The organism is Paenibacillus sp. FSL R5-0475, from assembly GCF_038004585.1.
Taxonomy (GTDB): Bacteria; Bacillota; Bacilli; order Paenibacillales; family Paenibacillaceae; genus Paenibacillus_AQ.
Genome location: NZ_JBBORK010000001.1, coordinates 2,823,987 through 2,845,615, shown reverse-complemented (window position 1 = coordinate 2,845,615; position 21,629 = coordinate 2,823,987). Strand labels below are relative to the sequence as shown.

Here is a 21,629-nt window from a genome sequence, read left to right as displayed (position 1 = left end):
TGACGTCCAACATCATAGGAGGGTTAGATTCATTTGTCCAAAAAAAACAACAACGATAAATTGATGATTTTCGCATTGGGCGGAGTCGGAGAAATCGGGAAAAACATGTATGTCATTCAATATGGAGCTGACATTGTAGTCGTGGATTCGGGACTTAAGTTCCCGGAAGAAGATATGCTCGGTATTGATATTGTAATTCCTGATATCTCTTATTTGACAGAGAACCGTGACAAGGTAAGAGGGATTGTACTTACCCACGGACACGAGGATCACATCGGTGGTCTCCCATATGTCCTGAAGAATTTGAATGTTCCGGTTTACGGAACAAGGCTTACATTAGGCCTTGTAGAAAACAAATTGAAGGAAGCAAACTTGTTGGGTGACACCAAACGAATTCTGATCAATGAAGATTCAGAAATTCAACTGGGAAGTTCGCTCAAAGTTACTTTCTTCAGAACCAATCACAGTATTCCTGATTCCGTCGGTGTATGCATAGAAACACCGGAAGGTAACGTAGTTCATACGGGAGATTTCAAATTTGACCACACTCCAGTCAACGGTCAATTTGCAAATCTGCATCGGATGGCTGAAATTGGTCAGAAGGGCGTGCTTGCTCTTTTGTCGGATAGTACAAATGCTGAGAAACCAGGCTTTACCCCATCTGAGAAAAATGTCGGTATCGTTCTGGAAGACATTTTCCGCAAAGCTGAACAACGTGTCGTTGTAGCAACTTTTGCTTCCAATGTGCACCGCATTCAACAAGTGGTTAATGCAGCAGAATCCACAGGTCGTAAGATTACAGTAATTGGCCGTAGTATGGTAAACGTTGTATCCATCGCTTCTGAGCTTGGATATCTGAACGTACCTGACGGTATGCTGATCGAGCCTGAAGAAATGAACAGAATGGCAGCGAACCGTGTCGTTGTTCTTTGCACAGGATCCCAAGGCGAGCCAATGTCCGCATTGACCCGTATGGCACGTTCCAGTCATCGTAAAGTAGATATCTTGCCAGGTGATACTGTTATTATTGCAGCAACACCGGTACCAGGTAACGAGAAATATGTAGGTCGTACCATTGATGAATTGTTCCGTCTTGGCGCTAACGTAATTTATAGCGGTTCCAATTCTGGCGTTCACGTATCCGGTCACGGTAGCCAGGAAGAGCTTAAGCTCATGCTCAACCTGATGAAACCAAAATATTTCATTCCAATTCACGGTGAATACCGTATGCAACGCAAACATGCGCTTTTGGCAGAATCTGTTGGCGTAGAGTCTCAGAACATTTTCATCACTGAAATCGGTGAGATTGTGGAAATTCAAGGCGGTGCCGCTCGTAAAGCTGGTAAAGTAACGGCTGGTAACGTATTGATTGACGGTCTGGGTGTAGGTGATGTAGGTAATATTGTATTGCGTGACCGTAAGTTGCTGTCTCAAGACGGTATTTTGGTTGTCGTGGTTACACTAAGCAAACAGAATGGTGCAATTGTCTCCGGACCTGACATCATTTCTCGTGGTTTCGTTTATGTTCGTGAGTCCGAAGGACTGCTTGACGAAGCGAACCGAATTGTTTCCAGTACACTGCAGCGCCTGATGAGTGAGAAAGTAAATGAGTGGGCATCGCTTAAAACAAGCGTAAAAGATTCACTCGGTCGTTTCTTATACGAGCAAACGCGTCGTAGACCGATGATTTTGCCAATTATCATGGAAGTGTAAGGAGAATTCTCCTTAAATAAATATATAGCTTGGGCATTGGCCCCTTTTCCCCGGAAATATTGGACGGTTTCTACGGGAAAAGGGGTTTTTGTATTGTTTATATTCACATCATGAGGAGAGGTTTGCATAATGCGGGGCCCTGAAATGTCATACTAATGAAAGTTAGTAAGGCTATAGCAGACCAGAGCTGCATAAGAAAAGGGAGAGCTGCGAAAATGAACTACATGAATGGATCAAATGGAGCAAAGAATGAGGAAGTTATACCACAAGAGGGAAATCCAAGTAAAAATGAAAACATGCCGCCCACTACAATGGGTGCACTTAAAGAGCTTGGACAAACAGCGGTTCCTACTGGTGAACCGGATATCTTTTGCATAACGATCATCGGTCAGATTGAAGGCCATATTGTAATGCCTCCTCAGAACAAAACGACGAAATACGAACATATCATTCCCCAGCTGGTGGCAGCTGAACAGAATAAGAATATTAAAGGTCTGCTTATTATTTTAAATACTGTTGGTGGAGATGTAGAAGCTGGTCTAGCGATTGCCGAAATGATTTCTTCGCTCTCTAAACCAACGGTAACAGTAGTGATTGGAGGGGGCCATAGTATTGGCGTTCCGATCGCTGTATCCTCTACGTATTCAATTATTGCGGAAAGTGCAACAATGACGATACATCCGATTCGTATGAATGGCTTAGTAATTGGAGTGCCACAGACGTTCGAATACATGGAAAAAATGCAGGAGCGTGTAGTGAAATTCGTTACTTCTCATTCTCGGATTTCTGAAGAACAGTTCCGTGACCTCATGTTTAAAACAGGTGAGCTCAATCGTGATATTGGAACAGCCGTTGGGGGGTTGGACGCTGTTAAATATGGTCTCATGGATGAGGTGGGCGGGATCGGAGCTGCCTTAGCGCATCTTAACCGCATGATTGGTGGAGATTTCTCTGCAGCGCCTACAGCAGCGATTTCGGGAGGGCTTACGCAATGACACTCTATACGATAATGTCGATGGAACAGGTCTGGGAGGGGGCGTTTAATAATTACGCTACAACGCGAGAAGTAAGTGTTCAGGGGATGCTCATGCAGGTTGAGCCGATGGAGGAAGGACGCGCGCGCATAGTAAGATTGCTGGATTGTCCTTTGGAGCGATATTTAGATCCGTCGTTCTCTCCTGGAGCGATAATTACGTTAACATAAAGATTCATTTTTTGACAAAAGAGAACATAGGTACGCCACGCCATTATATGGTATAATGTTGTTCCGGGGGTGGCTGGCGTGGCTAAACGAAAAAAGAAAAAGAAAAAAGCGCTGCTCGGCAGTGTTTTAAAATATGAAATTTACGGAATTTTACTAATAACGATATCCGTTATTGCTCTGTCTGGTGAAGCGGCGGTAGGACGGTCACTTTCAAGTATGGCGGGTTATTTATTAGGGAGATTTTATTTTGTGTTGCCGCTTATTGGTATTTTTTATGGGCTTATGGTTATGATCCATCGAAGATGGCCTTCTTCTTGGAACAGTCGACATACAGGCGTGCTTCTGCTTCTGCTATCCATGTGCCTTATGAGCACTATTTCTGCAATGGAGCAGAAGCTTGGCCCGTTGTCCTTGCTCCATCCTGGCAACGTGATGACACAAATACATAATGATCTTTCGGGATCTCTTTCGCCCGGTGTTAACAATAGTAATGTCTATATGCTGGGTAAGGATATAAGTGGTGGATATATCGGTGGATTGGAGTATGCTGCACTGCTGTGGCTCTTTGGTAGTCTGGGAGCTAAGCTGCTCATGATCGTTATGCTTGCCATCAGCTTTATGTTAATTACAAATCTCTCCTATGTAGAGATTATTACTCTTTTGCGAGTTCGTACGGTTAAGTTTGTGGAGGGGATTCGTCTCCATGCGGCAAACCGTCCGAAGGCAGTCCCAGTAGCTGCTAGACCTTCCAAAGCAGCCGCACCCGCAAAGACTCGGCCGGTGAAGCAGCCTGTCTATGACGAAGATGACGAAGAGGAAGAAGACGATCGATATTTACCTAATCGTAAGCAACCTGTTCTATTGAAAAAAATATCCGGTTGGTTCACAGGCTCCACCCGTTCAGAGGCGGAAGCCGATTCTGAGGATGATGATCAAGGTCCAATTGTAACAAGTGCTTCGCACGGTCCGATCATTTCTGGGCTTTCAGTAGATAGTCGTGTGACTCCACTTGAGGATATCCATCATGATTTTGATGATGCAGATATGGATATGGAACCTGTGACTCCAATTATTCGCGACTTCTTTGAGCATATCCGCTCAGAAGGGCTGAATGAGGAAGATCGGGAGGAATGGAGTGAATTCTCTCCAGCAGCTCGTGGTGTTACCGTCAAAGCTCCTGTTGCCGGGGTTAATCCAGTTAGTCAACAGCCTTCAGATGAGCCTGAGGAGAATGTGACTATAGACTTGGATGGATTGCTAAGCGCTACTCCTGATGGACAGATCATTCCTGCTCCACCGGCACCACCTCCACCAAAACCTTATAAGCTGCCATCTTTCCGACTTCTAGCCAAACCTAACAACAGCGGCAAAGCGGGAGATCAGAATGATTATATGCAGACCGCCCGTAAGCTAGAAGCTACCCTAGAGAGTTTCGGTGTTAGAGCAAAGGTTCTCGAAGTAGTTAGAGGTCCAGCGGTTACACGGTATGAGATTCAGCCGGATATCGGTGTCAAAGTTAGCCGCATTGTTAATCTGACGGATGACATTGCGCTTGCGCTTGCAGCCAAAGATATACGTATGGAGGCGCCAATTCCGGGTAAATCAGCCATTGGGATAGAGGTACCGAATTCCGAAGTGTCTATTGTGACCATGCGTGAAGTTATGGAGACACAGATCTTTCAGGAAGCTGAATCCAGATTATCGATTGCTTTTGGACGTGATATTTCGGGTCAAACGATTATCGGTAATTTAGCGAAGATGCCCCATTTATTGGTGGCTGGTGCAACGGGTTCTGGTAAATCGGTTTGTATTAACGGGATTATTACGAGTATTTTATACAAAGCTAAACCTGATGAAGTCAAATTCCTGATGGTGGACCCGAAGATGGTAGAGCTGAATGTCTATAATGGGATTCCGCATCTTCTGGCTCCAGTCGTTACTGATCCGAAGCGGGCGAGCTTAGCTTTAAAGAAGATCGTTGTGGAAATGGAGAAAAGGTATGAACTCTTCTCCAAATCAGGAACACGCAACATGGAAGGCTATAATAAGCTGATGGCAGAGAACCCAGCTGCTATACTTCCGTATATCGTTGTTATTGTGGACGAGCTTGCGGATTTGATGATGGTTGCCGCTAACGATGTAGAGGATGCTATCTGTCGGCTTGCACAGATGGCGCGTGCAGCTGGTATACATTTAATTATCGCCACTCAGCGTCCTTCCGTGGATGTCATTACAGGTTTGATTAAGGCGAATATTCCATCTCGTATCGCTTTCGGCGTATCTTCCAATGTAGACTCACGTACCATTCTGGATATGCCAGGTGCGGAGAAGCTGTTAGGTCGGGGAGACATGCTGTTCTTACCGATGGGGGCTTCTAAACCGATTCGTGTGCAGGGTGCCTTTATGAGCGATCAAGAGGTTGAGACGATCGTTCAATATGTCAGCAGTCAAGGTGAAGCAGAATATGATGAGTCCATTGTTCCAGAGGTTGATGACACAATTGCTGAAGACCAGGAGCCACAGGATGAATTATATGAGCAGGCCGTAACGATCGTGCTTGAAGCGAAGCAAGCTTCAGTCTCGCTACTACAGCGCCGGATGAGGGTTGGTTACACCCGTGCAGCCCGTTTGATTGACTCTATGGAGGCTCGTGGGGTAATAGGGCCTTACGAGGGCAGCAAGCCGCGTGAGGTGCTTGTATCACTTGAGCAGTATCAGCATAACAAGATCAGTTCTTAAGCTGAACAAGTCAGTTTAAACCTTAAATAGACAGTAAAAAGGGGCCGTCCCCAAGTAGTTTGTACTACTTGGGGACGGCCCCTTACTCGTGCTGAAGAAGTGTAAATGACACTTCAAATAATGGCTTTAGTGAAGCTACGAATGAGGCTCCGAGTGAAGCTTCATTAAAATAATTAGGGAATTTCTCCCTGAAATTCTGAGATTATTGGTTCTCAGACTTATAATTAGGGAAAAGCTCCCTATAATTTATTAATTTTGGTAAGAAATAAAGGAATTGGCCTGATTTTTAGGGAGGAATTCCCTAATTCCATTCATTATCAGAGAATATCCACTATTTTCAGGGAGTTTTTCCCTAAAAGTGCGAACCTGTTACTTGGACTATTATGAATTCATATCACTAAAATGTTGAAAAGTATGACTCATATCTATAATTTCAATTCATGCGTGGTTCCACAGTAAAATGTGGTCCTTTAAATTCAGATTCATATCAACTTCATGGTTTTCTTATTTCGTATTATAGTTGATAATTATTCTCAATTATAATGAAAAGCTATTTCTTCTTTTTTAGTAATGCATAGGATGCGCTGACAGTCGTCATAATAACTTTAGCCATCCATGCAGAACTTACAAAAGAAAGGTAGAGCGAACCCTATGAAGAAACAAAAGATGTGGATATTTGCTGCTTTAACTCTTGCACTTGCTGCCGCGCCGTTTGCAGGAACGTTTTTCAAGGGGAATGGCATTGTTCAGACCAAGCAAAGTGCTGCTGCGTCATTTGTCCACGAGTTAAATAATCCTGACGAAGAAGTCTTGCCGGCTTTCAGTACAACACCCATTAAACTTGGGTCCACGGGTCAGGATGTCTATGAATTGCAGGGGCGATTAAAGCATTTAGGTTATTATGCCGGAAAAATAGACAGTCATTTTGGGCCAAAAACGAAGAATGCAGTAACTTGGTTTCAATGGAAATTCGGAATGAAGTCTGATGGCATTGTGGGTGCCAAAACTAAGCTGAAGCTGTATAACGCCACGAAGAACTGGAAGCCGACTGAGCCTTCTACGGGCACGGGAAATAAGACAGCACAGAATAACACTGGCAATAAAACAAATACGTCCAATAAAACGAATTCGCCAGGATTGTCTTCAGGTAATTCGATGGGCTTATCGGAGAATGATCTCAAGATCATGGCTAATGCCGTGTATGGAGAAGCCAGAGGTGAGCCTTTCGAAGGTCAGGTTGCTGTTGCTGCGGTCATTTTAAACCGAGTGAAATCACCTAGTTTCCCGAATACGCCGTCTGGCGTTATTTTTCAACCGGGAGCATTTACAGCTGTGGCCGATGGTCAGATCTATCTGGAGCCCAATGAGCAAGCACGTAAAGCAGTGCAGCAAGCACTCAATGGTTGGGACCCTTCAGGTGGATGTTTGTATTACTTCAATCCTAAAACAGCGACCTCTAAATGGATTTGGACCCGTCCTCAGGTGAAGACGATTGGTCAGCATATTTTCTGTATGTAAAAAGAAGGATAGAGAATTCAGAGAGCAACCGGGAAGAGGCTTCCGGTTGCTTCCTTACTTTGGAATGGTTTAGAATGGTTAATAATTCATAAACATGATGTAGAGCAACTATCCACGCCGTAAAGGAGTTTTGGACTTGACTAATAATGTATTTCAGCATGGCACCGTAGGAGGCTTGCGCATTCACGTTATGCCAACCAAGGCGTTCAAGACCTACGCGATCTCACTTTATGCGGGGATCCCTCTTGATGAGAATACAGTAACTTCTACTGCACTAGCTCCATTCGTGCTTCGCAGAGGTACCGCGACTTATCCGGAGACCACGCAATTCCGCGAGCGTTTGGAGGAACTGTATGGCGCTGGATTCGGGTTTGATATTTATAAAAGAGGCGATTATCAAATCGTTCAGTTCCGCATGGATACTATTAATGACTCTTTTGTGCAAAGCCAGGAGAGCTTACTTGAACAATCCTTCGCTTTCTTAGGTGAAGTACTGACTCGTCCATTAGTTGAAGACGGCAGCTTCCGACCTTCGTATGTTGCAACGGAGCGTGAAACCGTTCGCAAGAAGCTGGAGTCCATCGTAAATGACAAGATACGTTACGCTGCTGAGCGCTGTATTGAGGAAATGTGCCGTAACGAGCCATATCGTCTTCACCCTCTGGGGCAAAGAGCGGATCTGGATCAAATCACTCCGAAAAGTTTGTATGAATCGTATAATTCCTGGCTCGATGATGCCATCCTTGATCTCTATGTAGTGGGTGACACAACAGCTGAGGAAGTAGAAAAGCTTGTACAGCGTCATTTCGGTCGGGTTCAGTCCGAGGTGGGCTTATATAGCTCTAAGTTCGTACCTGTATCAGTTAATGAGGTGCGGACTGTAGAAGAGAAGCTGGATGTCAGTCAGGGCAAGTTGAACCTGGGTCTACGCACCTCTATTACTTATAAGGATGATAATTACGCGTCCGCACTTATGTACAACGGAATATTAGGAGGGTATCCCCACTCTAAACTCTTCGTTAACGTACGTGAGAAGGCAAGCCTTGCCTATTATGCTTCGTCTCGTTATGACGGCCACAAGGGCATTGGAACGATTCAATCAGGCATCGAAACGCAAAATTACGGCAAAGCCGTGGACATTATAGAGAAGCAATTGGAAGAAATGAAAGCTGGCAATATCAGTGATCTTGAACTGAGTCAGACCAAAGCTATGATCCGCAATCAGCTTTCCGAGATTCCGGATTCTGCTTTTGAAATGATCTCTTACGACTTCAACCGCCAGTTGTCAGGAAAAGAACGGACAGCGGATCAGCTATTGGAGCAGGTGGAACAAATAGGTGCTGAAGATGTAAAAGCTGCCGCCGAAACCTTTCAGCTGGATACGATATATTTCTTGACAGGAAAGGAGGAATAACGATGGAACAAATTCATTACGACAGACTTCAAGAGACCATTTATCATGAGGTCATGGATAACGGACTTCAGGTATATGTGTTGCCGAAACCAACCTTCAAAAAGACCTATGCTACATTTGCAACTAAATACGGTTCCGTTGACAATCATTTTCATGTCGCAGGTGGAGAAGAGACCACTGTTCCTGATGGTATAGCTCACTTTTTAGAGCACAAAATGTTCGAAGAGCCAGAAGGCGATATTTTTGCTACCTTTGCTTCAAATGGAGCCTCGGCCAATGCTTTTACAAGCTTTGATCAGACAGTTTATCTTTTCTCAGCAACAGAAAATATAGAGACCAATCTTAGTACGCTCGTTGATTTTGTTCAGCGACCTTATTTTACAGATGAGAATGTAGAAAAGGAAAAGGGAATTATTGGTCAAGAAATCAATATGTATGCTGATAATCCGGACTGGCGCGTGTATTTTGGCCTTATTGAAGCGATGTATTCGAAGCATCCGGTTCGGATTGACATTGCAGGTACGGTAGAATCGATTAGTACGATCACGAAAGAAACGCTGTACACATGTTATAACGCTTTTTATCACCCTAGCAATATGTTGTTGTTCGTGGTTGGGGGTGTGGACCCGGAGAAAGTATTTTCCTTGATTCGCGCTAACCAAAAGGGTAAAACCTACGGCAAGCAGGGTGAAATCAAGCGTATTTTTGAAGATGAACCCGAACAAGTCGCTACAAAACGGCTAGAAAGCAAGCTTGCTGTTTCGATGCCGAAAATCATGTTTGGTTTCAAGGAAAAAGTAGAAGATCTAACAGGTGAAGCTTCTCTGAAACGCGACCTGATAACGAAGCTAATGCTCGATTTGTTGGTAGGTAGTAGCACAGCATTGTATCAAAAGCTTTATGATGAGGAATTGATCTCGGACAGCTTTGGACATGAATTTAATAGTTCTCCGCAGTATGCTTTTTCTGCAATGGGTGGGGATACAAAGGATCCGGACTTGCTTTTAAAACGAATTAAAGAAGAAGTAGATCTAATCTTAAAGTCTGGCTTTGCGGAGAAGGATTTCGAGCGGGCACGGAAAAAGAAAATTGGCGGTTATTTGCGCATGCTGAACTCCCCTGAAAGTATCGCACATGAATTTACACGCTACCAGTTCCGTGGTGGTGACCTGTTTGAAGTTCTGCCTATGTATGAATCGATCACTCTGGCAGAAGTAAATGAGCGTCTGCAAGCCCATGTAAACTGGGAACAGCTTGCCGTTTCATTGGTGGTGAGTCCTTAGGTGAGCGTTTTGGGAGAGAGCAGCAAACCACTAGGGGAAATGACAGTGCTCATTACAGGGGGAAGCGGAGGGATCGGCGGCGCCATTGCGGAACGATTTGCTTCTGTGGGGATGAATATAGTTATTCATTACAGACACTCACATGAAGCTGCGAATGATGTCGCTCGGCGTTGTATGGCCCTTGGCGCAAAGGTAATGACAGTAAACGCGGATATGAAGGATCGTAGTCAGATTGTACGTATGGCGGAAAAGCTTGAGAGTAATGGGATGCAGCCGGATATTCTCGTCAATAATGCCGGTAAATCGCATTACGGAATGCTAGCTGATGTGACCGAAGAGGAATGGGATGACATTATGTCCATTAACTTGAAGGGAACCTATATGTGCAGTCAGATCTTTATGCCGTACATGGTATCGCAACGTTATGGTCGTATCATCAACGTTTCTTCCGTATGGGGAATCACTGGAGCTTCTTGCGAAGTAGCTTATTCGGCTAGTAAGGGTGGAGTGAATGCCTTTACAAAGGCTTTAGCTAAAGAGCTGGCTCCATCTGGTGTAACGGTTAACGCGGTAGCTCCAGGAGCGGTTAATACGAACATGTTGTCCAATTTACAGGAGGATGAAGTCCGGATGCTGGAGGATGAGATTCCAGTAGGGCGTTTGGCTACGCCTAATGAAATATCTTCACTAATTTATTTTTTGGCTTTGCCTGAGTCCGGGTATATCACTGGCCAGATTATTAGTCCAAATGGTGGATGGATTACCTGATCTTCAGTTGGAGAAAAGCTCCAGCATAATAACTTAGCTTCTAAGACATATTATAAGTGTTGTTTTTAAATCTCACGTAAGGCGGCTTACAGCCTGTATGCAGGTGTTTGACCGTAAACATGAAGGAGGATTTAAGATGACACAAGAAGATAGCGTAATCAAAAATTTTGACACCTGGAAGAAATTTCTGGGAAAACGAGTTGTACAGGCGGAGAAACTTGGGATGAGTGAAGACACAATCTCAAAGCTGGCTTTTGAAATTGGGGAATTCCTCGATGAAAAAGTGGATCCAGCAAACACTCAAAACCGTGCAATCAAAGAGCTATGGGACGTCGGCAACGATGAAGAAAAGCAGACGATTGCTAAACTCATGGTCAAGTTGGCGAAAAATCACGCCTAAGCTTGCGGAAAAGCTCCCCTTGTGGGAGCTTTTCTGCAATTATTACAGGACTGACCTTGCCTTTCATTTTTATTTTATATATCATTAACATGACCCGTGTTTCAGACCGCTTTGTCTGAACGGCATTTTTTTGATGTATATCAAAGTGCGGGAAAAGGAATCTATGAGGTGTACAAGTGGAATATAAACAATGGTATATGGAATACAAGATTCACAAGAACAGACCCGGTCTGCTTGGTGATATCGCTTCAATGTTAGGGATGCTAGAAGTCAACATTCTGACGATTAATGGCGTTGAAGGAAAGACTCGAGGAATGTTGCTGGAGACCAATGACGATGACAAAATAATGCTGATGGGCGAAATGCTCAAGAAAGTTGATAATATTACAGTTTCAGCTCTGCGGTCTCCAAGACTCGTAGACAAGCTGGCTGTGCGCCATGGGCGATATATTGAACGGGATTCAGATGATCGGAAGACGTTTCGTTTTACTCGGGATGAGCTTGGTCTATTGGTCGATTTTCTCGGGGAACTGTTTAAAAAAGATGGAAATCAGGTAATAGGACTTCGAGGTATGCCCCGTGTAGGAAAGACGGAATCAATTATTGCTGGCAGTGTCTGCGCGATGAAGCGTTGGACATTTGTCTCCTCGACACTTTTACGTCAGACGGTTCGAAGTCAATTAGCAGAAGATGAGATGAACCCACATAATGTATTTATCATTGATGGTATTGTTAGTACGATCCGCTCTAATGAGAAGCATTATAATTTATTACAAAATGTTATGAGTATGCCAAGCACGAAAGTGATCGAGCATCCAGATATTTTTGTGCGGGAATCTGAGTACACCTTTGATGATTTTGATATTATTATCGAGCTTCGCAATAATCCAAATGAAGAAATATTGTACGAGTCGTTTACGACTAGCTACAGTGATGATTTATAGAACAAGAATGAACAATGATATTCATTGAAATTTACAGGAGGTGATGGTATGTCGGAACTGGGCCGGCAATTGAAAGAGGCGCGTCTGCAAAAAGGGATGAGTCTTGACGATGTCCAGGAAGTAACGAAAATTCGCAAAAAGTATTTGGAAGCCATCGAGTCTGGAGACTATAAGGTGCTTCCAGGAAGTTTTTATGTTAGGGCGTTTATCAAAACGTACGCAGAGGCAGTAGGGATGAGTCCTGACGAACTGCTAGAGGAGCATGGGAATGTACCTGCCCCTCCCGAAGACACAGCCATGGAAACGGTGATTCAAAAACGCAGCCGTAGACCTGAAACCGAACGGAATGCAAAATGGCTGCCAACAGTGCTAATGTGGACATTTCCAATATTAATTATTGTTGTGATTTACATTTATGCATCTAGTTTGAACAAACCGGACCCTGATCAGATTGATCAGACGAATCTGACGAATGAACAGCAGGATCCTACGACTGCTAAAACATCTCCACCGGCTTCAGGAGGTGGAGTTGTGGCGCCAACTTCTTCGGCAGGAACAGAAGCAACAACTGAACCTACTGCAGAGCCAACGCCATTACCAACACCTACGCCTTCCCCGCAATCCATTACAGTTACACCGGATGGGAAAGCAGGAAAAACAACAAAATTCAAGGTTTCAGCTCCGGCTGGAAGTGAAGTGAAGGTTGAGATTTCAGCTACTGGGGTAAGCTGGCTTGAGGTGTATAAAGGTGAGAACTCTAAAGGTGAAAAACTCTCATTTGGTAACACAGCGGCAGGAGATCGTATGAGCTTTGTGCTTGGAAGTGAAGGAATGTATATTAAATCTGGTTATTCACCAGCTACTGAGATTACTGTCAATGGACAAGTAATTACGGATGAAAAGACCTCATCTCGTCTGCTACTTAATCTGGATGATGGTACAGGAAGTGAAACGACCCAGAATGAAGGCACCACCGATACTACCGACCAGACTAATGAAACAGGCCAATAAGAAAAATGATGCATAGACTTTGGCTTTGCGGGGAACATAAGACTGTTTCTAGTTCTTAGCCAAAGTGGGGTGTACATTCATGATTGTTAGCTGGATTGTAGCTGGACTTGGGGTTGTTGTCAGTCTTATCGGATACTATATGACACCAAGTGCTTGGGGTTATGGAATTCTCGGGTTCGGTCTTGCACATATCGTGCTTGGAATTCTGGATATGTTTCGAAGCCCGCTTCGAAGCAGATAGAGAATTTAGAATGTGCGTCTCCAAGGATATTTTCCATTGGAGACGTATTTCTACCTGAAACACAACTCATTTCGAAGGAAAAGCTCCACTATGTGGGGCTGTTTTCTGTGTCGGGTGAGGTACATATTATCCAATATTAGACTTAAGGGTATCATTCTTTTATAATAGTAGCAGACTAAAAAGTACAAAGGACGTGTAGTTATGAGTTCAGAAAGTTCATTTGATATCGTATCTAAAATGGATATGCAGGAATTAACCAATGCGATCCACCAAACAGAGAAAGAAATTGACAACCGCTTTGACTTTAAGAACAGCAAGAGTAGTCTGAAGCTGGAGAAAGACGCACTTATTATCGCCTCTGAGGACGAATATAAGTTAAACGCTGTTATTGATATTTTACAATCGAAGATGGTGAAGAGAGGTATCACGCTGAAAAACTTGGATTTCGGCAAAGTGGAGCCTGCTTCTCTGGGTAGTGTTCGTCAGCGTTTAGGTCTTAAGCAAGGAATTGATCAGGAGAACGCAAAAAAAATTAACATCCTGATTCGTGATTCGAAATTGAAGGTGAAGAGCCAGATTCAAGGAGATCAGATCCGTGTAACTGGTAAGAGTCGCGATGATTTACAACAAATTATCCAGATTTTGCGTAAAGCTGATTTGCCGCTGGACCTGCAGTTCAACAACTTAAAATAGCATTTTGTACCCCGCAGTGCTTATCAGCGCCATTATGCGGGGTGCTTTGTATTTTTTTTGACACCTATTTATAGCTATAATATACTTGCTTAAGTAGAAATAGATGAGCCTGACTCAGGCAATTTGTATGAACGATTTAGGGGAGGAACTTCAGTGAATTTGCCCAACCGCATCACGCTAGCACGTATTTGCCTGATCCCGATTATGATGTTTTTCTTACTGGTGGATTTCAGTTTTTATCCAGAACCGATACATTGGGGCTCTTTTCAGCTATCTGTTAATCATTTGGTGGCAGCTGTAATCTTTTTGCTTGCAGCGAGCACAGATGGAATAGACGGCTACATAGCAAGGAAATATAATATGGTCACCAATCTCGGTAAGCTCCTTGATCCGTTAGCGGACAAGCTGTTAGTTTCTGCAGTTCTGATTTCACTTGTGGAATTGGGCAGATGTGATTCATGGATCGCAATTGTTATCATTAGTCGTGAGTTCGCAGTAACCGGGCTTCGCCAGATAGCATTGTTAGAGGGAAAAGTGGTTGCCGCCAGCAAATGGGGTAAGATAAAGACGGTTGTACAAATTGTAGCGATCTCACTGCTGTTGTTGAATAATTTCCCATTTCAATTCGTCAGCATTCCTGTAGACGATATTGCCATCTGGGCTGCAGCCTTGATCACTATTTACTCTGGAATTGATTATTTTGTGAAGAATAAGGATCTATTACAGCTGCATAATGCTTAAGCGTTTTAGGCAGCTACATATAGGAGAGGTAATAGGTAAAGCACCTATTACCTTTTTTAAACCCTAAAAGCAGTGTATCTACATTATAACGAGGAGGCGAAAGCCAGGTATGAAAGCGGAGATTATTGCAGTAGGCACGGAGCTTTTGCTCGGTCAAATCGTAAATAGTAATGCCCAGTTTTTGTCTATTGAGCTAGCTGCTATTGGGATTGATGTATATTTTCAAACCGTAGTTGGGGATAACAGCAGTCGCTTGCAGCAAGCCATTGAGATCGCTCAAAGCAGAGCGGATGTTATCATATTTACCGGTGGTATTGGTCCTACAGAAGATGATCTAACGAAGGACGCGCTGGCTGCTTCCTTAGGTCGCACACTTCATATAGATCGCTTGGCAATGGATCATGTACAACGTTTCTTTGATGATCGAAAGATTGTAATGACGGAGAATAATCGTAAACAGGCACTTATAATTGAAGGAACTACACCTTTGCCAAATGAGATTGGTCTTGCTGTTGGCATTGCTTTTGAGCATGAAAAAAAATATTATATTGTGCTTCCTGGTCCGCCTCGCGAGATGAAGCCGATGTTCGTAGATAAAGCTGTACCGTGGCTCCAGCAGCACGCTCTAACGACAGAAATGCCACTTTATTCTAAAATGCTTAAATTTGCCGGTATCGGAGAATCACTGCTTGAGGATAAGCTCATTGATCTTATTCACAGCCAGACAGACCCAACCATAGCTCCTTACGCTAAAGAGGGAGAGGTAACCGTTCGTATTTCGACAAAGGCGCCTTCCGAGCATGAAGCTTACAAGAAGCTGGAGATTCTGGAGAAACAGATCAAAGAGATTTTGCCAGAACATTTATATGCAAATATTGATGTGCCACTGGAGCAATTGATTGTGGATTGGATGGCGGATGCAGGTCTGACTTTAAGTGCGGCAGAGAGTTGCACGGGAGGCTTGCTGATGGAGAGTATAACTAACATTCCAGGCAGTGCTTCGATGTTTGCGGGAGGAATCGTCTGTTATTCCAACGACCTGAAGAAAAAACTTCTGAATGTGCCAAGTGCTTATTTGGAGGGGCCAGATGCTCCAGGGGCAGTTAGTCGTGAAGTTGCCGAGGTGTTAGCTGATCAGGTGAGAATGATCGCAGATAGTGATTTCGGTTTATCTGTAACTGGTGTAGCAGGACCAGGCTATTCTGAACGTAAGCCAGTTGGACTTGTATTTATTGGTTTAGCTGAACGCGGGCGTAAGACAGAAGTATACGAGCTTAATCTTAAAGGTACACGTGAAAATATACGACTGCGTACTGTTAAAGCTCTGTTGTATCGTCTATGGCGCAGACTTGAGGAACGGAAGGTGGAGACACCTCTTGAAGGCTCAGACTTGTAATGGGAGATTAGCCCAGTTATAATTGAGACATACGGAAGAACCGTGGCACTGAGATTTCTTTGCTGCGGTTTTTTGTATATCTGCGGAGATTTTGATCGCTGTTTTGGTTTTGATCATAAGTCGTTGATGTCCGGTGAAGTAGAGAAATCAGTTAACTTCTATTTCCGGAGGGAGGCTTACAATAAAAGGGATAATTAACGCTTGAGACAAAAAAAACGAATGTATGTTCGAAAAAAAGCTTGGCAAGACCTCAAAAACACGTTATTATATTATTATAAACAGTGAAGGAAGTGGTCTGATTGTCAGATCGTCGTGCAGCGCTTGATATGGCGCTTCGTCAAATAGAAAAACAATTTGGTAAAGGTTCGATCATGAAACTGGGAGAATCCACTCATATGCAAGTGGAAGTTGTACCTAGCGGATCTTTGGCACTTGATATTGCGTTAGGTATAGGCGGACTTCCAAAGGGACGTATTATTGAAGTATACGGGCCTGAATCCTCCGGTAAAACGACTGTTGCTCTTCATGCTATTGCAGAAGTGCAAAAACAAGGAGGACAAGCTGCATTTATCGATGCTGAGCATGCGCTCGATCCGAAGTATGCACGTAACTTGGGCGTAAACATTGATGAATTGTTGCTATCTCAGCCAGATACGGGTGAACAGGCACTTGAGATTGCTGAAGCACTTGTCCGTAGTGGTGCAGTAGACATTATTGTCGTTGACTCCGTAGCTGCGTTGGTTCCTAAAGCGGAAATCGAAGGTGATATGGGTGACTCTCACGTCGGCCTACAGGCTCGTTTGATGTCTCAAGCGCTTCGGAAGCTATCTGGTGCCATTAGTAAATCGAATACAATTGCTATCTTTATTAACCAGCTTCGTGAGAAAATTGGTGTTATGTTCGGTAACCCTGAGACAACACCGGGTGGTCGGGCGTTGAAATTCTACTCTTCCGTACGGTTGGATGTTCGCCGTGTCGAAAGTATTAAGATGGGTAACGACGTTGTAGGTAACCGCACCAAGATCAAGATTGTGAAGAATAAGGTAGCACCTCCATTTAAACAAGCTGATGTTGATATCATGTATGGTGAAGGGATTTCCAGAGAAGGAAGTCTTGTAGACATCGGTACTGAAATGGACATCGTGAATAAGAGTGGTGCTTGGTATTCCTATGAGGGTGAGCGTCTCGGTCAAGGACGTGAGAATGCCAAACAGTTCTTGAAAGAACATCAAGATATTGCACTTATCATTGAGAACAAGATCCGTGAAGCAAGTAACCTGTCCACTATTGTTGCTGCACCAAATGAAGCGGAAATCATTGCAGAGCAAGAGGAAGAAGAAAAGCTACTTCTCGAAATCGAACAATAGAATTTACTAAGGAATAGGACGCCCTGTGATTCATTGTTGCAGGGTGTCTTTTCTTAACAGTGTAAGAACATATATATTTGGGGTCCCCCCAAAGTACCTGAGTACGCACCGAAGTTAAGCTGCACTTTGTGGGGATATTTTATTGCTATGAGGTGACAAGCAACTATGGTAATACAGCTGGATATGGATTTTGAATCGGATGAGCAGGACGTACAGGTCCTATCTGATTTTCCTGATGGAGAACTTTTAGAAATTACTAAGGTAGAACGTCAGAAGAAGTCGGACCACCGCTACATCATACATTTCGGAGCCTATAACATGACTGTACACGAAGACGTCATGATTAAATATCGGATGATTACTGGAAATTCTTTTATGAAAGCCGATTTGGAGGAAATTGTTGTTGCTGATGAGCGACAACGAGCTTATGTAGAAGGACTTCGTTATCTAGAACGGAAGCCACGTACCGCTATGGAAATGACTCGCCGTTTACGGCAGAAGGAAATAGGGGAGACTATTATTGCGGAAGTGGTGCAACGGCTACAGCAGGAAAGATTTCTTGATGACCCCTTGTATGCAAAGCAATGGGCCGAGCAACGCATTACGAACCAGCGAAAAGGGAAAATGTGGATTCGCCAAGAGCTACGTGAGAAAGGAATCGACAAAACCTTGATCTCGGAAGCACTGGAGAATGTCAGTCCTGAACAAGAACTAGAGAGTGCACTTCAGATTGGTCGTAAGAAATGGAATCTTATTCGTGGTGAAGCCACAGATAAGCGCAGAAAGACTGGAGCCTTCTTAATGCGGCGTGGATTCTCGGGTGATATGGTGCGACAAGTGATCAATACTTTACTTGAGGAAGACAATTATGAGGGTGAAGATGAGGAATTTTACTAGACTCACTGATTCTCTTGACATTAATGCGCATATCGACTCTCTTGACAATGTCTTTTTATAAATAATAAAATATAACATGAATCGGCATAAAGTAAGAATCCTTTTTCCTTCCCAAAAAGGTGACTTTTTAAAACGGTTCGCGTACAACTCATATGAAATGTAATCGCCGGATAAGGCGGGCAGTGTGCATGTGCAGCATGTGCAGTATGGCAATCGGTTATTTACCGGTTTTTTGTATGGTGATGAACGGATAGTTTAACAACTGCACAATTCCCAGGGATATACCTTGGAGAGGAACCAACGAGGAGGTGAACAGATGCAAGCATGGATCTGGGTCATTATCGTTCTCGTTGTAGCTGCATTATTCTTTGGGTTCGGTTATTTTATTCGTAAATCCCTTGCAGAAGCTAAAATTCAAAGCGCAGAAAGAGAAGCCGTAGTCATCGTGGAGAACGCGAAGAAAGACGCAGAGGCGCTGAAGAAAGAAACAGTATTGGAAGCTAAGGACGAAGTCCATAGAATCCGTACTGAAGCTGAGAAAGAAACTCGTGAACGTCGGAATGAAATCCAACGGCAAGAGAGACGTTTGCTGCAAAAGGAAGAATCTCTGGATAAAAAAATGGAATCGCTTGAAAGAAAAGAAGAACAAGTAGCTAACAAAGAGAAACGAATTGATGAAACCCAACAGCAAATTGATGTTATTTACAAAAACCAAGTCACTGAATTGGAGAGAATTTCCAATTTAAGCATCGAAGATGCAAGAAGTATTATTCTTAGCAATGTTGAGCAAGAAGTTCGCCATGAAACGGCTCAAATGATCAAAGAGATTGAACAGCAGGCGAAAGAGGAAGCGGATAAGAAATCCCGCGAAATCATCACACTCGCTATCCAACGCTGTGCAGCTGATCACGTAGCGGAGACAACAGTTTCAGTTGTTACCCTGCCGAACGAAGAGATGAAGGGGCGGATTATCGGTCGTGAAGGCCGTAATATTCGTGCACTCGAAACTCTTACAGGTATCGACCTCATTATTGATGATACGCCGGAAGCAGTTATTTTGTCGGGATTTGATCCGATCCGCCGTGAAGTAGCCCGTACGGCACTTGAGAAGCTTGTGGCAGATGGACGTATCCATCCCGCTCGAATTGAAGAGATGGTGGAGAAATCCCGCAAAGAAGTGGACGAACGAATTCGCGAATATGGTGAACAAGCTACTTTCGAAGTGGGTGTTCACGGATTGCATCCAGATTTGATCAAGATTCTGGGTCGTCTGAAATTCCGTACAAGCTATGGTCAAAATGTATTGAAGCACTCCATGGAGGTTGCTTATTTAACTGGACTGATGGCCGGTGAGCTTGGGGAAGACATCGTGCTTGCAAAACGTGCAGGATTGCTCCATGATATCGGCAAAGCGCTGGATCATGAAGTAGAAGGATCGCATGTTGAGATCGGCGTTGAACTAGCGAAGAAATATAAGGAACATCCGGTTGTTATCAACAGTATCGCGTCTCATCATGGAGATTGCGAAGCTACCTCGGTTATTGCTATGTTGGTTGGTGCAGCTGATGCATTGTCAGCAGCAAGACCTGGCGCTCGCCGTGAAACACTGGAAACGTATATTAAACGTCTAGAAAAACTGGAAGAAATCTCAGAGTCATTCGAAGGCGTTGAGAAATCATTTGCTATTCAGGCGGGCCGTGAGGTACGCGTGATGGTACAGCCAGAGAAGATTGACGATGCAGAGGCATTCCGTCTTGCTCGCGATATTACGAAAATGATTGAAAGTGAACTGGATTATCCAGGACATATCAAAGTTACCGTTATTCGTGAGACACGGGCTGTTGAATACGCTAAATAGGTGGAATATAAGGTTAAGGGATAAGATGTAACTTATACTTTCTTATATTTGTTGAGAATTGGCCCCTAAGCGGGGCCTTTTTTCTTTTGAATATGAGGTCTTATCCATTAGATATAGCGGTTAAGATTAGGAGGAGAGAATCATTAAAGTACTATTTATTGGAGATATCGTTGGAAATGTTGGCAGAAAGGCTCTTCGTGAGATGTTGCCCTCACTAAAAAGTAAATATCAGCCACATATCATTATTGTTAATGGTGAAAATTCTGCTGCCGGTAGAGGGATCACCAAGGCGATCGCTAATGAGTTTTTTAACTGGGGCGTTCACGGTATAACTATGGGAAACCACACATGGGACAACAAAGATATTTTTGAGTTCATCGATGATGAGGCTCGGATTATTCGTCCCGCTAATTTTCCGCCAGGAACACCGGGAAGAGGTTATACAGTCGTTAAAGGGAACGGTAAAGAACTGGCAATAGTAAATTTGCAAGGCCGGACTTTCTTACCTGCTATCGATTGTCCTTTCCGTGTCGGGGAAGAAATTGTGGAAGAGCTTCGCAGAGATCACAAATGTATTTTAGTCGATTTCCATGCAGAGGTAACCTCTGAGAAAATCGCCATGGGATATTTTATGGATGGTCGCGCATCGATTGTTGTTGGGACACATACTCATGTTCAGACAAATGATGATGTGATTTTACCAGGAGGAACTGCTTATTTGACCGATGCGGGAATGGTTGGTTCAAGCGAAGGAATTCTGGGTATGGAAAGAGATGCAGTACTTTATAAGTTCACAACTCAGCTTCCAGCACGATTTGTTGTCGATGAAGGCAAGTGGCAGCTTCACGGTTTATTTGCAGAATTAGATGAAAATACTGGTGCGGCGACTCGTCTGGAGAAGATACGGTTACGTGAAGATGAATGGGTTATGAGCTAAACGTAGAACAGAGTATGGTTTAATCCGGGTAATTTCGCTGAGTTAGGGTAAAGTGTGATATTTTTAATATCATAAAAGAGTATCTTTAATACCGTTTTTGGAAGACGTGGTCCGTAAAAAGAAGGAATTATTTCTTCTCTCGCGAATAACATCTAAAGTAGTGGAAGAACACCATTATTTTCCCAGGGGAGGTACTTACTATGGATGTATTAAAAGTATCAGCTAAATCCAATCCAAATTCCGTCGCCGGCGCATTAGCGGGTGTTCTTCGTGAACGTGGATCGGCCGAATTACAAGCTATTGGAGCTGGAGCACTGAATCAAGCAGTCAAAGCAGTTGCCATTGCCCGGGGATTTGTTGCACCAAGCGGAGTAGATTTGATCTGCATTCCTGCGTTCACTGATATAGTGATTGATGGGGAAGATCGAACCGCGATTAAACTGATTGTTGAACCCAGATAATAGACCTATAGAATGATTGAACCTGTTTACTTTTGTAAACAGGT

Annotated in this window: 20 protein-coding genes; all 20 read left to right on the top strand. The window is 43.7% G+C overall.

Translation table 11 applies throughout. From position 1 onward, the window contains the following. The first annotated feature begins 33 nt into the window (after positions 1 to 33). The 20 genes from MKX41_RS12725 (at position 34) to MKX41_RS12630 (ending at position 21,585) form a co-directional block, all read left to right on the top strand. Positions 34 to 1,713, top strand: coding sequence for a ribonuclease J (locus MKX41_RS12725; RefSeq protein ID WP_042189403.1), 1,680 nt, complete (start codon positions 34 to 36; stop codon positions 1,711 to 1,713). Positions 1,714 to 1,928: 215 nt separating this feature from the next. Next, positions 1,929 to 2,708 carry a ClpP family protease gene (locus MKX41_RS12720; RefSeq protein WP_340970881.1) on the top strand — a complete coding sequence of 260 codons (780 nt, stop codon included), beginning with the start codon at positions 1,929 to 1,931 and terminating at the stop codon, positions 2,706 to 2,708. Next, a complete protein-coding gene (locus tag MKX41_RS12715; RefSeq protein ID WP_042128829.1) occupies positions 2,705 to 2,917 on the top strand; it encodes a YlzJ-like family protein in 213 nt (70 codons plus the stop codon). Before MKX41_RS12720 ends, MKX41_RS12715 begins: the two co-directional genes overlap by 4 nt. A 78-nt stretch (positions 2,918 to 2,995) precedes the next feature. Beyond that, a complete protein-coding gene (locus MKX41_RS12710; RefSeq protein WP_076299228.1) occupies positions 2,996 to 5,656 on the top strand; it encodes an FtsK/SpoIIIE family DNA translocase in 2,661 nt (886 codons plus the stop codon). Between the two features lie 651 nt (positions 5,657 to 6,307). Continuing rightward, complete coding sequence (gene sleB, locus MKX41_RS12705; RefSeq protein ID WP_339242088.1) at positions 6,308 to 7,174, top strand: spore cortex-lytic enzyme; 867 nt, start codon at positions 6,308 to 6,310, stop codon at positions 7,172 to 7,174. Between the two features lie 136 nt (positions 7,175 to 7,310). After that, complete coding sequence (yfmF, locus tag MKX41_RS12700) at positions 7,311 to 8,588, top strand: EF-P 5-aminopentanol modification-associated protein YfmF (RefSeq protein ID WP_042189400.1); 1,278 nt, start codon at positions 7,311 to 7,313, stop codon at positions 8,586 to 8,588. Between the two features lie 2 nt (positions 8,589 to 8,590). Then, positions 8,591 to 9,871, top strand: coding sequence for an EF-P 5-aminopentanol modification-associated protein YfmH (gene yfmH / locus MKX41_RS12695; protein ID WP_076285440.1), 1,281 nt, complete (start codon positions 8,591 to 8,593; stop codon positions 9,869 to 9,871). Positions 9,872 to 9,910: 39 nt separating this feature from the next. Continuing rightward, complete coding sequence (gene ymfI, locus MKX41_RS12690; RefSeq protein ID WP_339271710.1) at positions 9,911 to 10,639, top strand: elongation factor P 5-aminopentanone reductase; 729 nt, start codon at positions 9,911 to 9,913, stop codon at positions 10,637 to 10,639. Positions 10,640 to 10,775: 136 nt separating this feature from the next. Then, complete coding sequence (locus MKX41_RS12685; protein ID WP_042189396.1) at positions 10,776 to 11,039, top strand: DUF3243 domain-containing protein; 264 nt, start codon at positions 10,776 to 10,778, stop codon at positions 11,037 to 11,039. 176 nt (positions 11,040 to 11,215) lie between these two features. Continuing rightward, positions 11,216 to 11,983, top strand: coding sequence for a DUF3388 domain-containing protein (locus MKX41_RS12680; protein WP_042128818.1), 768 nt, complete (start codon positions 11,216 to 11,218; stop codon positions 11,981 to 11,983). A gap of 48 nt (positions 11,984 to 12,031) precedes the next feature. Continuing rightward, entirely contained in the window at positions 12,032 to 12,994 is a 963-nt protein-coding gene (locus tag MKX41_RS12675; protein ID WP_340970866.1) for a helix-turn-helix domain-containing protein, read from the top strand. Positions 12,995 to 13,073: 79 nt separating this feature from the next. Then, positions 13,074 to 13,235, top strand: a complete 162-nt coding sequence (locus MKX41_RS12670) for a hypothetical protein (RefSeq protein ID WP_179086684.1) — start codon at positions 13,074 to 13,076, stop codon at positions 13,233 to 13,235. A gap of 201 nt (positions 13,236 to 13,436) precedes the next feature. Next, complete coding sequence (locus MKX41_RS12665; protein WP_042128814.1) at positions 13,437 to 13,928, top strand: YajQ family cyclic di-GMP-binding protein; 492 nt, start codon at positions 13,437 to 13,439, stop codon at positions 13,926 to 13,928. A 153-nt stretch (positions 13,929 to 14,081) separates the two neighbouring features. Next, the gene (gene pgsA, locus MKX41_RS12660; protein WP_036688397.1) at positions 14,082 to 14,669 is read left to right on the top strand and encodes a CDP-diacylglycerol--glycerol-3-phosphate 3-phosphatidyltransferase; all 588 of its coding nucleotides are present in this window, start codon (positions 14,082 to 14,084) and stop codon (positions 14,667 to 14,669) included. Positions 14,670 to 14,778: 109 nt separating this feature from the next. After that, positions 14,779 to 16,065, top strand: coding sequence for a competence/damage-inducible protein A (locus MKX41_RS12655; protein ID WP_042189391.1), 1,287 nt, complete (start codon positions 14,779 to 14,781; stop codon positions 16,063 to 16,065). Positions 16,066 to 16,364: 299 nt separating this feature from the next. Further along, entirely contained in the window at positions 16,365 to 17,432 is a 1,068-nt protein-coding gene (recA, locus tag MKX41_RS12650; protein ID WP_042128809.1) for a recombinase RecA, read from the top strand. 165 nt (positions 17,433 to 17,597) lie between these two features. Next, positions 17,598 to 18,329 carry a regulatory protein RecX gene (locus MKX41_RS12645; RefSeq protein ID WP_094870271.1) on the top strand — a complete coding sequence of 244 codons (732 nt, stop codon included), beginning with the start codon at positions 17,598 to 17,600 and terminating at the stop codon, positions 18,327 to 18,329. 316 nt (positions 18,330 to 18,645) lie between these two features. Next, positions 18,646 to 20,187, top strand: a complete 1,542-nt coding sequence (rny, locus tag MKX41_RS12640) for a ribonuclease Y (RefSeq protein WP_042128807.1) — start codon at positions 18,646 to 18,648, stop codon at positions 20,185 to 20,187. A gap of 142 nt (positions 20,188 to 20,329) precedes the next feature. Beyond that, positions 20,330 to 21,124 carry a TIGR00282 family metallophosphoesterase gene (locus tag MKX41_RS12635; RefSeq protein ID WP_042189389.1) on the top strand — a complete coding sequence of 265 codons (795 nt, stop codon included), beginning with the start codon at positions 20,330 to 20,332 and terminating at the stop codon, positions 21,122 to 21,124. Positions 21,125 to 21,324: 200 nt separating this feature from the next. Next, positions 21,325 to 21,585: a stage V sporulation protein S gene (locus MKX41_RS12630; RefSeq protein WP_019910496.1), complete on the top strand. Its 261-nt coding sequence runs from the start codon at positions 21,325 to 21,327 to the stop codon at positions 21,583 to 21,585. Positions 21,586 to 21,629 lie beyond the last annotated feature (44 nt).

Excerpts from the sequence above, each read along its gene's own strand:
- MKX41_RS12720 (WP_340970881.1), top strand. The coding sequence starts at position 1,929 with ATGAACTACATGAATGGATCAAATGGAGCAAAGAATGAGGAAGTTATA.
- yfmH (WP_076285440.1), top strand. The coding sequence starts at position 8,591 with ATGGAACAAATTCATTACGACAGACTTCAAGAGACCATTTATCATGAG.
- ymfI (WP_339271710.1), top strand. The coding sequence starts at position 9,911 with ATGACAGTGCTCATTACAGGGGGAAGCGGAGGGATCGGCGGCGCCATT.
- MKX41_RS12665 (WP_042128814.1), top strand. The coding sequence starts at position 13,437 with ATGAGTTCAGAAAGTTCATTTGATATCGTATCTAAAATGGATATGCAG.
- MKX41_RS12645 (WP_094870271.1), top strand. The coding sequence starts at position 17,598 with ATGGTAATACAGCTGGATATGGATTTTGAATCGGATGAGCAGGACGTA.
- MKX41_RS12655 (WP_042189391.1), top strand. The coding sequence starts at position 14,779 with ATGAAAGCGGAGATTATTGCAGTAGGCACGGAGCTTTTGCTCGGTCAA.
- rny (WP_042128807.1), top strand. The coding sequence starts at position 18,646 with ATGCAAGCATGGATCTGGGTCATTATCGTTCTCGTTGTAGCTGCATTA.
- MKX41_RS12685 (WP_042189396.1), top strand. The coding sequence starts at position 10,776 with ATGACACAAGAAGATAGCGTAATCAAAAATTTTGACACCTGGAAGAAA.
- MKX41_RS12670 (WP_179086684.1), top strand. The coding sequence starts at position 13,074 with ATGATTGTTAGCTGGATTGTAGCTGGACTTGGGGTTGTTGTCAGTCTT.
- sleB (WP_339242088.1), top strand. The coding sequence starts at position 6,308 with ATGAAGAAACAAAAGATGTGGATATTTGCTGCTTTAACTCTTGCACTT.
- MKX41_RS12675 (WP_340970866.1), top strand. The coding sequence starts at position 12,032 with ATGTCGGAACTGGGCCGGCAATTGAAAGAGGCGCGTCTGCAAAAAGGG.
- MKX41_RS12715 (WP_042128829.1), top strand. The coding sequence starts at position 2,705 with ATGACACTCTATACGATAATGTCGATGGAACAGGTCTGGGAGGGGGCG.
- MKX41_RS12630 (WP_019910496.1), top strand. The coding sequence starts at position 21,325 with ATGGATGTATTAAAAGTATCAGCTAAATCCAATCCAAATTCCGTCGCC.